Genomic DNA, 11,943 nt, shown 5'->3' on the forward strand with positions numbered 1-11,943 from the left:
GTCAACCGTTAATTTCGCTTTTTTTTCAAAAACTTAGAAAACGTCCTCCTTTCTATATAAAGGCGCAGCAGACGCTGAAAAGGCGTGCCTGGTGAGCAGGCGAAAGACTACGGGCAGGATGGATCCCAAGCAGACCGAAGGATCATAAAGCGAAACAAAGGAAATAACGGCATGAAGCAACCTCACCAGGCGGCGAGTGCTACTAGTAGAAAGGAATTCAAACAAGAGATGGTGTCCCAGGGCAGGTTCGAACTGCCAACCTTCCCCTTAGGAGGGGGATGCTCTATCCAATTGAGCTACTGAGACACACGGTTGTCGCGAGCAGACGCAGCACGACAGACGGCGTGCATGTTAACGGCCAAGCCCCGATTTGTCATGTCATCCGTAGGCATATTAAGTGTAGGCATGCGCGCTGCAATGCTGCGGGAAGATTTACCGGGCATTTTGCACGCCGCCAAAAAGCCTTCATTGCAGATTGCAACCTGAATAATCCGGATACCACTTTCAAATCCTTGTTTTTAAAGGACTTAACAGCAGTTAGACTGTTGGCACGACGGCTGCTATGCCTGTTCTATAGAAGAACAATCGGAGCGCCGACTCATGAACACCACCCTCTTGCTTGCAAACGCTGCTGCTTTGGCGATTCTCGTCGGCTCTCACTTTATTCCCGAAAGCAGCGCGCCGGAATCCGTAGCCCAACGCATGCCTCACTATCTGCAAGTGCAGAAGCAGCCTCAACTGGCGGTTCTGAGCGATAAGAGCAGCTATACGCCAAGGGCTGTCAGTGCCCCCGAACAAGCCCTGCCAACCCAAACGGTCGAACGTCTGGTTTTTTGAAATATCTTCAGGAGTACAGCATGTCAAAGTCAGCAGCAGGATTTCTGATCCTTGCCTTAATGAGTGGCGTTATGCATTTTTCGCTGTTCGAGGACGCCGAAATCACCCTGCCCCTGATTGCTTGCGGCGTCTTTTCGGTATTGTTTGTACTAGCTCTTGTTGCCGGGCGCAAAATCAAGTTTGACCCGGTGCTGCGCTAAGCCGGATCACATCCAGCAATTGATATACCGCGTCGACCAGATCACCCGAGTTGTCGATCATATGTACCACCCCATCGCTTGATCGCCTGTCCTTGAACAGTGCATTGCGAGCAAGACGCGCCTCTATCTGCTCAAGCGTCTCTCGACCTCGTCGAAGCAGACGCTCACGCAAAACCTGATCGCTTACCGTCAACAGAACCGGAACCAGCGCCGGATAACGATCAAGCGCCTGGCGCAAGTTGGCGCGAGAACCGTTTACCAGCACATGTCGCCCGGCCGCCAGCCAACTGTTCATCTCGATCGGAATCCCATAGGAAAGACCGTTCGCCTGCCACGCGAGAGAGAAATCCCCCGCACGCTCACGCCGCGCAAACTCTTCTGGCGTCACACCGATCGCATCTTCGCCCACGGACTCGGCTGATCGTGTGATGACCCGCCGCATGATGTCGCAGTTCATCACCCGCAATGGTTCGCGCGCAGCTTCCAGCAGACTGTCCTTGCCCGAACCGGAAGGCCCCATCAGGTAAATAAGCTTGCCATCCATCCTGAAAACGCCCTCCGGCCCACGCCTGCCACTAGTAAATCGGCAATTTGCCACTATCCTGTAGAGACATGGAGCAAGGATAGAAAGCCGCTAGCATGCACGCTCTGAGGTCTTCGGACATCAACTGATGTGCAACGTGAAGCGACCAGTAGTGCGAACCAGGGCGAAGTTTTCAAACCAGTCCGCATTTCTGATGATTGGTGCTGGCATTACGCCTTTACCCAGCTCAATATTTGTCACAGAATTGACGCCAATGATCTGGCAATTTTGAGGCATGATGCCGGCCTCTTAACAATTCAGGTTGAACCATTTGGCGCGGATGCTTGTCCTACCACACATCCTGCGGCCAATCCCGAGAACCGCTCCCCTGAACTAACCGGTTAAATATATGCGCCCATTGAAACAGGCAATTTATTCCAGCCGTACGGCTGACAAGTTCGTCGTACGTCTGCCAGACGGAATGCGTGAACGCATTGCCGAGGTGGCTCGCAATCATCATCGCAGCATGAACTCCGAGATCATTGCGCGCCTTGAACAGAGTCTTATTCAGGAAGGTGCACTGGGCGAAGAGCTGAGCATGCGCCTGGACAGCCCTGAGCTGTCGCTACACGAGCGCGAGCTGCTGCAACGCTTCCGCCAGCTGTCTCACCGCCAGCAGAACGCTTTGGTATCTTTGATTGCCCACGACGCCGAAATGGCAGCAGACGCGTCCTGAGCCACACCGAACACCTCAAGCCAGCTTGATTGCTGGCTTTTTTTTGCGTGGATTTCAAGTATTCGCAGGCACAAAAAAGCCCGCCAATCAGGCGGGCTGTCTCGATACAGCAAATCAGAGCAGGAAGATTGTTGCCAACCCAAGGAATATGAAGAAGCCACCGCTGTCAGTCATGGCAGTGATCATTACGCTCGCCCCCATCGCCGGATCTCGACCCATTTTCGCCAGGGTCATCGGGATCAATACTCCCATCAGGGCTGCAAGCAACAGGTTAAGCGTCATTGCCGCCGTCATAACCACACCCAACGACCAACTGCCGTAAAGCAGGTAAGCAACCACGCCGATCACACCGCCCCAAACCAGACCATTGATCAAGCCAACGGCAAGTTCCTTGCGCATGAGGCGTGATGTATTGCCGGTGCTGACCTGGTCAAGCGCCATGGCACGAACGATCATGGTGATCGTCTGGTTACCCGAGTTACCACCAATACCGGCAACAATCGGCATCAATGCCGCGAGCGCTACCAGCTTCTCGATCGAACCTTCAAACAGGCCAATTACCCGCGAAGCGACAAATGCGGTGATCAGATTGACTGCCAGCCAGGCCCAACGGTTGCGCAGCGACTTCCAGACGGAGGCGAAGATATCTTCCTCTTCACGCAGACCCGCCATGTTGAGGACTTCGTTTTCGCTCTCTTCACGAATCAGGTCGACCATTTCGTCGATGGTCAGACGGCCGATCAGCTTGCCGTTCTTGTCGACCACCGGGGCCGAAATCAAGTCATAACGCTCGAATGCCTGGGCGGCGTCGTAGGCATCTTCATCCGGATGGAAACTCACCGGATCGCTAGCCATCACTTCGGCCACCTGCTTCTCAGGATCATTGACCAACAATCGCTTGATCGGCAGCACGCCCTTGAGCACGCCGTCGTAGTCCACCACAAACAGTTTGTCGGTATGGCCCGGCAGCTCTTTAAGGCGACGCAGGTAACGCAACACCACTTCGAGACTGACATCCTCACGGATTGTCACCATCTCGAAGTCCATCAGCGCACCGACCTGCTCCTCATCATAGGACAAGGCCGAGCGGACACGCTCGCGCTGCTGGTTATCCAGACTCTCCATCAGCTCATGGACGACGTCTCGCGGCAGCTCGGAGGCCAGGTCAGCAAGTTCGTCGGCGTCCATGTCCTTGGCCGCAGCCAAGAGCTCGTGATCGTCCATGTCGGCGATCAGCGTTTCACGAACGGAATCGGATACTTCGAGAAGAATGTCGCCGTCGCGATCAGCCTTGACCAATTGCCAGAGCGTCAGACGGTCGTCCAGCGGCAAGGCTTCAAGGATGTAGGCAACGTCGGCGGAGTGCAGGTCATCGAGCTTGCGTTGCAACTCGACAAGGTTCTGCCGGTGTACCAGGTTTTCAACCCGGTCGTGATGCGCGCCTTCCTGGCGGTGAGTGAGGTCTTCGACGACCCGTTGACGCTGCAGCAGCTCGACGACTTGAGCCAGGCGATCCTGCAGGCTTTCCTGTGTTTTCTTTACTTCGATTTCAGACATAGGCGAACTCCACTCCCAGCAGCGGGGCACGCCGGAAGGATCAATCAGTCAATTCATGATTGGTGAAACTGTTTACTGAGTAACTACTGGGTAAGTCCATGGAGGTTTTCCATAAGCCCCGGCGGGGCTGACGGGCGCAATGATACACCGCCTGACGGTTTTAAACGTCAAAAAATCACGGTCGAAACAAGCGCTTGCGAAACAAACCTGAGCGCTGTCCTGATCCTTGCAAATGCGACGACTCATTCTGAAAAGAAAACACACCTGCGTTAAAAAATGCAGCGACTACCCTTCAGCGTAGATCGTCATGGAGGACGTCGAATGCCATCAAAGCCAATTCTTTTCCTGTTGTCCCATCTGCTCTACCTGCCACAAAACGGTGAGGCGGCAACATTGCATCGTTGCGAAGCGGCGGACGGCAGCCTCACATTTACATCAATGAGTTGCGCGCAAGGCGAACGGCTCTCGAAGCAGGAGGTTCACCCCTACTCGCCCGGCTCCGTCGTAGCGATCATGCCGGAAGCGAATCACGAAAAAACAATCGGTGGTCGAGAGCCCGGCATCATCGGCGGTGCAGAGCACATATGCGGCAACGTGATCGATGCCAGGCAACGCCGCGAAGCCATCATCAATCGGCGCGTCATTGCCGGGATGAGCGCACAAGATGTCGAGAGCGCTTTAGGCAAACCGGATAAGGTCAATATCAGGACATCGATGACGAGTTATCGATACGACCTCAAGCGAGGCCGTTCTGCTCAAGTCGATTTTGATCAGAGAGGATGCGTAAAGGAAAAAGCCAAATCCCGGACGGCAAAAAGCCCGCGATAAACGCGGGCTTTTTGGTATATGGTGCACTCGACAGGATTCGAACCTGTGACCGCTCGGTTCGTAGCCGAGTACTCTATCCAGCTGAGCTACGAGTGCATTTTGTGTTTTTATCCCAGACCACAACTGGGTGAAACCAAGTTATTCACATTGCTGCAACTAACTCTTAAATGGTGCACTCGACAGGATTCGAACCTGTGACCGCTCGGTTCGTAGCCGAGTACTCTATCCAGCTGAGCTACGAGTGCATTTGTGTTTGTTAGACCAGATCACACCTGGTTGAAGCCGAGTCATTTACATTGCTGTAACTGACTCTTAAATGGTGCACTCGACAGGATTCGAACCTGTGACCGCTCGGTTCGTAGCCGAGTACTCTATCCAGCTGAGCTACGAGTGCATTTGTTGCGCCGCATTATAGCCCGTCTAATCTCTATTCCAACCACTTTTTCTATTAATTTCAACAACTTACAGAAAAAGCCAGATTACGACGTACTAAGCAAATAATGGCGGAGAACGGGGGATTCGAACCCCCGACACCCTTTTGAGGTGTACTCCCTTAGCAGGGGAGCGCCTTCGGCCACTCGGCCAGCTCTCCGCAACACGGGGCGTATCTTAACCAACCTTTTCCCCGTTTGCAAACATAAAAATCGATAAAAATTAATGGCTTGGTTCTTCGTCCTTCTCTTTCTTTATACGCAGGTAAATTTCCTCACGGTGCACGGCAACCTCTTTCGGGGCGTTGACGCCGATACGCACCTGGTTTCCTTTAACGCCGAGCACGGTCACGGTGATTTCGCCGTCACCGATAATCAGGCTTTCTGCGCACCGACGGGTCAGAATCAGCATACCTTTCTCCTTACGCAATTCAGTTCAGGGACAACAGTCTGCAAAAAAAAGGCACCCGACCTACAACCGGAGCGATCGTAGCCCTACATGCCTGAGTATTGACCAGCGCGAGCAAAAGAACAGTTCAGGGCTCGCGCCATTCAAAAAATAAAGGGCGCGGTCAGACCGCGCCCTTCAAGAATTGGAATTACTCGCCTTGACGGGCAGGCGCATCCAGTTCGAAAGCCGTGTGCAGGGCGCGCACGGCCAGTTCCAGGTACTTCTCTTCAATCACTACGGAAACCTTGATTTCCGAGGTCGAGATCATCTGGATGTTGATGCTTTCTTTTGCCAGCGATTCGAACATGCGGCTGGCCACACCGGCGTGGGAACGCATGCCGACGCCGACGATCGAGACCTTGGCAATCTTGGTGTCGCCAACCACTTCACGGGCACCGATCTCGCGAGCGGTATTTTCCAGCACGGTCTGTGCGGCCTGATAGTCGTTGCGGTGTACGGTGAAGGTGAAGTCGGTGGTGTTATCGTGCGCGACGTTCTGCACGATCATGTCGACTTCGATGTTCGCGGCACTGATCGGGCCGAGAATCTTGAACGCCACGCCCGGGGTGTCTGGCACGCCACGGATGGTCAGCTTGGCTTCATCGCGGTTGAAAGCGATGCCGGAAATGATCGGCTGTTCCATGGTTTCCTCTTCATCAATAGTAATGAGGGTGCCCGGACCCTCCTTGAAGCTGTGCAGTACGCGCAGCGGAACGTTGTACTTGCCGGCGAATTCCACCGCACGGATCTGCAACACCTTGGAACCGAGGCTGGCCATTTCCAGCATCTCTTCGAAGGTAATCTTGTCCAGACGCTGAGCGACCGGCACAACGCGCGGATCGGTGGTGTAAACACCATCGACGTCGGTGTAGATCTGGCACTCGTCAGCCTTCAACGCAGCTGCCAATGCCACACCGGTAGTGTCGGAACCGCCACGACCGAGGGTGGTAATGTTGCCGTGCTCGTCGACGCCCTGGAAACCGGCGACAACCACCACGCGACCTGCTTTCAGATCACCACGAATCTTCTGGTCATCAATCTGCAAGATACGCGCTTTATTGTGCGCACTGTCGGTCAGGATCCGCACCTGATTACCGGTGTACGACACCGCCGGCACACCGCGCTTGATCAGCGCCATGGCCAACAGGGCAATCGTCACCTGCTCACCGGTGGACACGATCACGTCCAGTTCACGCGGAACCGGTTGGCCATCGCCACTGATTTGCTTGGCGAGATCGATCAGACGGTTGGTTTCGCCGCTCATTGCAGACAGCACAACCACCAGGTCATCGCCGGCATCGCGGAATTTCTTAACCTTGTCGGCGACCTGCTCGATTCTCTCGACAGTACCGACCGAGGTGCCTCCAAATTTCTGTACGATCAAAGCCATTTCAAAGCCGCCTCTGCCCATGAAGGGCGCCCAATAATCACTCGAACAGCCACCGCGCCCGCCACTAGACTGCGAGCGCGATGGACCGTCTTATAAACCCTGCTCGACGAATGGAACGGTCAGCGCCAGTGCGCCATCCAGTGCGCCGGCATCAACACCGCCGCCCTGCGCCATGTCCGGACGACCACCGCCCTTCCCGCCCACTGCCGCAGCAGCCTGTTTCATCAAATCACCGGCTTTGAGTTGGCCAGTCAGGTCTTTGGTTACGCCTGCAACCAGAACGACCTTTTCCTCATGGACACTGCCGAGCAGGATCACTGCGCGGCCGAGTTTGTTCTTCAACTGATCAACCAGCGCCAGCAGCGCCTTGGCGTCCTGATCATCCAGACGTGCGGCCAAAACCTTCACGCCCTTGACGTCCAGTGCCGAGGACGACAGATCGTCGCCCGCCGCGCTCGCCGCCTTGGCTTGCAACTGCTCGAGTTGCTTCTCCAGTTGGCGATTGCGCTCCAGCACAGCCGACAGCTTGTCGATCAGGTTGTCGCGGCTGCCCTTGACCAAGCTGGCCGCTTCCTTGAGTTGTTCTTCTGCCGCATTCAAGTAGGCCAGAGCCGCAGCACCGGTCACTGCTTCGATACGACGCACGCCCGAAGCCACACCGCCTTCGCTGATGATTTTCAGCAGGCCGATGTCGCCGGTACGGTTGGCGTGGATACCGCCGCACAGCTCGACGGAGAAATCGCCGCCCATGCTCAGCACGCGCACGTTGTCGCCGTACTTCTCGCCGAACAGCGCCATCGCGCCTTTGTTCTTCGCGGTTTCGATGTCGGTTTCTTCGGTTTCAACCGCGGAGTTCTTGCGAATCTCGGCGTTGACGATGTCTTCCAGCGCTTTGATCTGCTCAGGCTTGATCGCTTCAAAGTGGCTGAAGTCGAAACGCAGGCGCTGGCTATCCACCAACGAACCTTTCTGCTGAACGTGCTCGCCCAGAACCTGGCGCAGTGCCGCGTGCAGCAAGTGCGTGGCCGAGTGGTTCAACGAAGTGGCGTGACGCACTTCGGCGTCGACGTGGGTTTCCACTGGCGCGCCGATGGTCAGGCTGCCCGAATCCAGCACACCGTGGTGCAGGAACGCGCCGCCGGTCTTGGTGGTGTCACGTACGTCGAAACGTGCGCTGCCGGCCTGCAGATAACCACAGTCGCCGATCTGGCCGCCGGATTCAGCGTAGAACGGCGTCTGGTTCAGCACGATCACCGCCTCTTCGCCTTCATTCAAGACGTCGACCGACTGGCCATCTTTATAGATAGCGACGATTTTTGCCGAACCGCTGGTGTCTTTGTAACCGGTGAACTCGGTGGCCACATCAACCTTGACCAAGGTGTTGTAGTCCAGACCGAACGAGCTGGCCGAACGCGCACGCACACGCTGGGCTTCCATCTCACGTTCGAAACCGGCTTCGTCGACGGTCAGGCTACGCTCGCGGGCGATGTCGGCGGTCAGATCCATCGGGAAACCGTAGGTGTCGTAGAGTTTGAACACTACGTCGCCCGGCACCACGGTGCCTTTGAGTTCCAGCAGATCCTGCTCGAGAATTTTCAGGCCGTGCTCCAGCGTCTTGGAGAACTGCTCTTCTTCAGCCTTGAGCACGCGTTCGATGTTGCTCTGCTGCTTTTTCAGTTCCGGGAAGGCTTCGCCCATCTCGGCAACCAGTGCGGCAACGATTTTGTAGAAGAAGCTGCCAGTAGCGCCCAGCTTGTTACCGTGACGGCAGGCGCGACGGATGATCCGGCGCAGCACATAACCGCGACCTTCGTTGGACGGCAGCACGCCGTCGGCAATCAGGAAGCCGCACGAACGGATGTGGTCGGACACGACTTTCAGCGAAGACTGATCGCCGTTTTCGCAGCCGATCGCTTCGGCCGAAGCCTTCAACAGGTTTTTGAACAGGTCGATGTCATAGTTGGAATTGACGTGCTGCATCACCGCACTGATCCGCTCCAGGCCCATGCCGGTGTCGACCGACGGCGCTGGCAACGGATGCAAGACGCCATCGGCGGTGCGGTTGAACTGCATGAACACGTTGTTCCAGATCTCGATGTAGCGGTCGCCGTCTTCTTCCGGCGAGCCCGGCGGGCCGCCCCAGATGTGGTCGCCGTGATCGTAGAAAATCTCGGTGCATGGGCCGCACGGGCCGGTATCGCCCATGGTCCAGAAGTTGTCGGAAGCGTATGGCGCGCCCTTGTTGTCGCCGATGCGGATCATGCGCTCGACCGGCACACCGATTTCTTTGGTCCAGATGTCGTACGCTTCGTCGTCGGAGGCGTAGACGGTGACCCAGAGTTTTTCCTTCGGCAGTTGCAGAACGCCGGTCAGGAAGGTCCACGCGTAGGTAATCGCGTCTTTCTTGAAATAGTCACCGAAGCTGAAGTTACCGAGCATTTCGAAGAACGTGTGGTGACGAGCGGTATAACCGACGTTTTCCAGGTCGCTGTTCTTGCCACCGGCACGCACGCATTTCTGGCTGCTGGTCGCACGGGTGTACGCACGTTTTTCCTGGCCCAGGAAGCAGTCCTTGAACTGGTTCATCCCCGCGTTAGTGAACAGCAGGGTTGGGTCGTTGCCCGGAATCAAAGAGCTGGAGGCTACACGGGTGTGGCCTTGCTCTTCGAAGAAGCGAAGGAAGGCTTCACGGATTTCTGCGCTTTTCATTAGGTTCTTCCACGGAGGCTGCGGCCAAAGGCCTGTTCGAAACGTCAACAGACGAAGCGACGGCAAAGGGCCGCATTATATCGGCCCTGCGCGCGGGGTACAGCGTGTTTATACGATAGAAACGGTCAATTGGACGGCTAACGCTGTCACTTGCGCGAAAAGTCGACGAATGTCGCGATCACTTGCTCGATTTGCGCGCGACTGACGTCCATGTGCGTGACCATACGCAGACGCGCGGCGGCACTCAACTTGATCCCGCGCTCGGCAGCAAAGGCCTTGATTGCTTCGGCCTTGTCGCCCATTTGCACATAAACCATGTTGGTTTGCACCGGTTCGACGATGAAACCTGCTTCACGCAGACCGTCGGCCAAAAACTGCGCGTTGGTGTGGTCATCCGCCAGACGCTCGACGTTGTGATCCAGCGCATACAGCCCCGCCGCCGCCAGCAAACCGGCCTGACGCATGCCACCACCGACCATTTTGCGCAAACGGCGGGCCTTGCCGATCAGTTGCTCGGAGCCGCACAACACCGAACCCACCGGCGCGCCAAGGCCTTTGGACAGGCACACCGATACCGAATCGAAATGTTCAGTGATTTCCCGCGCATCCACCCCGAGTTTGACCGCTGCGTTGTAAAGACGCGCGCCGTCGAGGTGCAGTTGCAGGCCATGGTCTTGGGTGAATTTACGCGCCCGGGCCAAGTACTCCAGCGGCAATACCTTGCCCTGCATGGTGTTTTCCAGCGCCAGCAAACGGGTGCGAGCGAAATGGAAGTCGTCCGGTTTGATCGCTGCCGCGACTTGATCCAGATCCAGCGAACCGTCGGCCTGCACTTCCAGCGGCTGCGGCTGGATCGAACCCAACACCGCCGCGCCACCGCCCTCGTACTTGTAGGTGTGCGCCTGCTGACCCACGACATATTCGTCGCCGCGCTCGCAGTGCGCCATCAATCCCAACAGATTGCTCATGGTGCCGGTCGGCACGAACAGCGCGGCAGCGAAGCCCAGACGTTTGGCCAGTTCGGCCTCCAGACGATTGACCGTCGGGTCTTCGCCGTACACATCGTCACCGGTGTCCGCAGCGGTCATCGCGTCGAGCATGGCGGGTGTCGGTTGGGTGACGGTGTCGCTGCGAAGATCGATAACGCTCATGAACCTGGCCTCAATTCAGCAGGGGAAATCCCTTTACGAAGTGGAATTACTGCGGTCATGGCGCAGATTAATCAACCCTTGCGCAAGGATTTTTCGTTTCAAGCCGTCTGGAAAATCGATAGCAATCATCAAAAAGGCGCAATGCACCGACACAAAATCTGTGTTAAAAACGCTGCGCCGCCCGAGAAAGGGCGGCAAAAACGTTCTCAGGGCGGGGTGCAATTCCCCACCGGCGGTAATTGCGCGCAATGCGCATAGCCCGCGAGCGCTTGGCGACGAACACGGCATTAAGCGGTGATCGGCGGCAAGGTCAGCAGACCCGGTGTGATCCCGGGGCCGACGGTCATAGTCCGGATGAAGAGAGAACGGGATTAACGCCAAAGGGCCGTCCGCGCGATGTTGTGCGTGAGCGCACCCTTGAATCCCTTTCGATTCATAACGCCCTGTTTTTCACACAAACAGGAGTCAGAACATGCAACCCACCGCTATCGACAGCAAAAGCAAACACCCACACGGCGAGCGCGTTGCGTTCATCCAGGCCTGCTGGCACAAAGAAATCGTCGACCAGAGCCGTAAAGGCTTCGTCGCCGAAATGATCGCCCTGGGTTATCAGGAATCGGACATCGATATCTTCGAAGTCGGCGGCGCTTTTGAAATGCCTCTGCACGCCAAGTTGCTGGCCAAAACCGGTCGTTATGCCGGCATCGTCGCCGCAGCCTTGGTGGTGGATGGTGGCATCTACCGTCACGAGTTCGTCGCTCAGTCGGTGGTCAGCGGCCTTATGCAAGTGCAACTGGAAACCGAAGTGCCGGTGTTCTCGGTGTCGCTGACGCCGCATCACTTCCATGCGGGCGACGAACATCAGAAGTTCTTCTTTGAGCACTTCGTGCACAAGGGTCAGGAAGCGGCGCGGACTTGCGCGGATACGCTGCGCAAGGTTCGTGCACTGCGCCGTACTGAGCCGCATGCTGTAGCGATCTAAGCCTCTAACGATCGTTCCCATGCATCGCTCGGGAACGATCATCACCTGTAGGAGCTGTCGAGTGAAACGAGGCTGCGATCTTTTGATCTTTTAACAACAAGATCAACAGATCGCAGCCTTCGGCAGGTCCTACAGGGTTGATGTTAAA

General features: G+C 56.3%; 11 protein-coding genes, 5 tRNA genes and 1 riboswitch. Of the genes, 5 read left to right on the forward strand and 11 right to left on the reverse strand.

What is annotated here, in order from left to right; genetic code table 11:
• Positions 1-229: 229 nt before the first annotated feature.
• Positions 230-306, reverse strand: a tRNA-Arg gene (locus PMI37_RS24365).
• A 294-nt stretch (positions 307-600) separates the two neighbouring features.
• Here PMI37_RS24365 and PMI37_RS24370 point away from each other — a divergent pair.
• Together PMI37_RS24370 and PMI37_RS24375 are read left to right on the forward strand one after the other, a co-directional pair.
• Positions 601-837 carry a hypothetical protein gene (locus tag PMI37_RS24370; RefSeq protein WP_008086071.1) on the forward strand — a complete coding sequence of 79 codons (237 nt, stop codon included), beginning with the start codon at positions 601-603 and terminating at the stop codon, positions 835-837.
• Positions 838-857: 20 nt separating this feature from the next.
• Positions 858-1,037 carry a PA3371 family protein gene (locus PMI37_RS24375; RefSeq protein WP_008086073.1) on the forward strand — a complete coding sequence of 60 codons (180 nt, stop codon included), beginning with the start codon at positions 858-860 and terminating at the stop codon, positions 1,035-1,037.
• Here the strand turns inward: PMI37_RS24375 and phnN are convergent.
• Entirely contained in the window at positions 1,012-1,581 is a 570-nt protein-coding gene (gene phnN / locus PMI37_RS24380) for a phosphonate metabolism protein/1,5-bisphosphokinase (PRPP-forming) PhnN (RefSeq protein WP_008086074.1), read from the reverse strand. The two genes, PMI37_RS24375 and phnN, sit on opposite strands and share 26 nt — an antisense overlap.
• A 388-nt stretch (positions 1,582-1,969) precedes the next feature.
• Between phnN and PMI37_RS24385 the strand changes: the two genes are divergently transcribed.
• Positions 1,970-2,296 (forward strand): Arc family DNA-binding protein, encoded by a 327-nt coding sequence (locus PMI37_RS24385; protein WP_003178899.1) that lies wholly within the window; start codon positions 1,970-1,972, stop codon positions 2,294-2,296.
• 114 nt (positions 2,297-2,410) lie between these two features.
• Here PMI37_RS24385 and mgtE read toward each other — a convergent pair whose 3' ends face one another.
• Positions 2,411-3,853 (reverse strand): magnesium transporter, encoded by a 1,443-nt coding sequence (mgtE, locus tag PMI37_RS24390; protein ID WP_008086078.1) that lies wholly within the window; start codon positions 3,851-3,853, stop codon positions 2,411-2,413.
• A 321-nt stretch (positions 3,854-4,174) separates the two neighbouring features.
• Here mgtE and PMI37_RS24395 point away from each other — a divergent pair, with 321 nt between their 5' ends.
• The gene (locus PMI37_RS24395; RefSeq protein ID WP_008086080.1) at positions 4,175-4,681 is read left to right on the forward strand and encodes a hypothetical protein; all 507 of its coding nucleotides are present in this window, start codon (positions 4,175-4,177) and stop codon (positions 4,679-4,681) included.
• Positions 4,682-4,700: 19 nt separating this feature from the next.
• On the opposite strand, the gene PMI37_RS24400 is transcribed toward PMI37_RS24395, so the two are convergent.
• The 8 genes from PMI37_RS24400 to ltaE form a co-directional block, all read right to left on the reverse strand.
• Positions 4,701-4,777, reverse strand: a tRNA-Arg gene (locus tag PMI37_RS24400).
• Positions 4,778-4,849: 72 nt separating this feature from the next.
• Positions 4,850-4,926 (reverse strand) — tRNA-Arg (locus PMI37_RS24405).
• 72 nt (positions 4,927-4,998) lie between these two features.
• A tRNA-Arg gene (locus PMI37_RS24410) sits at positions 4,999-5,075 on the reverse strand.
• Between the two features lie 107 nt (positions 5,076-5,182).
• Positions 5,183-5,273 (reverse strand) — tRNA-Ser (locus PMI37_RS24415).
• Between the two features lie 62 nt (positions 5,274-5,335).
• The gene (csrA, locus tag PMI37_RS24420) at positions 5,336-5,524 is read right to left on the reverse strand and encodes a carbon storage regulator CsrA (RefSeq protein ID WP_002554426.1); all 189 of its coding nucleotides are present in this window, start codon (positions 5,522-5,524) and stop codon (positions 5,336-5,338) included.
• Positions 5,525-5,711: 187 nt separating this feature from the next.
• A complete protein-coding gene (locus PMI37_RS24425) occupies positions 5,712-6,953 on the reverse strand; it encodes an aspartate kinase (protein ID WP_008086083.1) in 1,242 nt (413 codons plus the stop codon).
• A gap of 90 nt (positions 6,954-7,043) precedes the next feature.
• Complete coding sequence (alaS, locus tag PMI37_RS24430) at positions 7,044-9,662, reverse strand: alanine--tRNA ligase (protein WP_008086085.1); 2,619 nt, start codon at positions 9,660-9,662, stop codon at positions 7,044-7,046.
• Between the two features lie 146 nt (positions 9,663-9,808).
• Positions 9,809-10,813 (reverse strand): low-specificity L-threonine aldolase, encoded by a 1,005-nt coding sequence (gene ltaE / locus PMI37_RS24435; RefSeq protein WP_008086086.1) that lies wholly within the window; start codon positions 10,811-10,813, stop codon positions 9,809-9,811.
• Between the two features lie 198 nt (positions 10,814-11,011).
• Positions 11,012-11,184, forward strand: a riboswitch (FMN riboswitch).
• A 101-nt stretch (positions 11,185-11,285) separates the two neighbouring features.
• Between ltaE and PMI37_RS24440 the strand changes: the two genes are divergently transcribed.
• On the forward strand, positions 11,286-11,795 hold the full coding sequence (locus tag PMI37_RS24440) for a 6,7-dimethyl-8-ribityllumazine synthase (protein WP_008086088.1): 510 nt from the start codon (positions 11,286-11,288) through the stop codon (positions 11,793-11,795).
• Positions 11,796-11,943 lie beyond the last annotated feature (148 nt).

The sequence above is a fragment of the Pseudomonas sp. GM80 genome (assembly GCF_000282515.1).
Classification (GTDB): domain Bacteria; phylum Pseudomonadota; class Gammaproteobacteria; order Pseudomonadales; family Pseudomonadaceae; genus Aquipseudomonas.

What these genes read in the sequence shown, in the direction of transcription:
- ltaE (WP_008086086.1), bottom strand. Translation starts at nt 10,813, where the DNA reads ATGAGCGTTATCGATCTTCGCAGCGACACCGTCACCCAACCGACACCC.
- PMI37_RS24385 (WP_003178899.1), top strand. Translation starts at nt 1,970, where the DNA reads ATGCGCCCATTGAAACAGGCAATTTATTCCAGCCGTACGGCTGACAAG.
- PMI37_RS24370 (WP_008086071.1), top strand. Translation starts at nt 601, where the DNA reads ATGAACACCACCCTCTTGCTTGCAAACGCTGCTGCTTTGGCGATTCTC.
- PMI37_RS24375 (WP_008086073.1), top strand. Translation starts at nt 858, where the DNA reads ATGTCAAAGTCAGCAGCAGGATTTCTGATCCTTGCCTTAATGAGTGGC.
- alaS (WP_008086085.1), bottom strand. Translation starts at nt 9,662, where the DNA reads ATGAAAAGCGCAGAAATCCGTGAAGCCTTCCTTCGCTTCTTCGAAGAG.
- PMI37_RS24395 (WP_008086080.1), top strand. Translation starts at nt 4,175, where the DNA reads ATGCCATCAAAGCCAATTCTTTTCCTGTTGTCCCATCTGCTCTACCTG.
- mgtE (WP_008086078.1), bottom strand. Translation starts at nt 3,853, where the DNA reads ATGTCTGAAATCGAAGTAAAGAAAACACAGGAAAGCCTGCAGGATCGC.
- csrA (WP_002554426.1), bottom strand. Translation starts at nt 5,524, where the DNA reads ATGCTGATTCTGACCCGTCGGTGCGCAGAAAGCCTGATTATCGGTGAC.
- phnN (WP_008086074.1), bottom strand. Translation starts at nt 1,581, where the DNA reads ATGGATGGCAAGCTTATTTACCTGATGGGGCCTTCCGGTTCGGGCAAG.
- PMI37_RS24425 (WP_008086083.1), bottom strand. Translation starts at nt 6,953, where the DNA reads ATGGCTTTGATCGTACAGAAATTTGGAGGCACCTCGGTCGGTACTGTC.
- PMI37_RS24440 (WP_008086088.1), top strand. Translation starts at nt 11,286, where the DNA reads ATGCAACCCACCGCTATCGACAGCAAAAGCAAACACCCACACGGCGAG.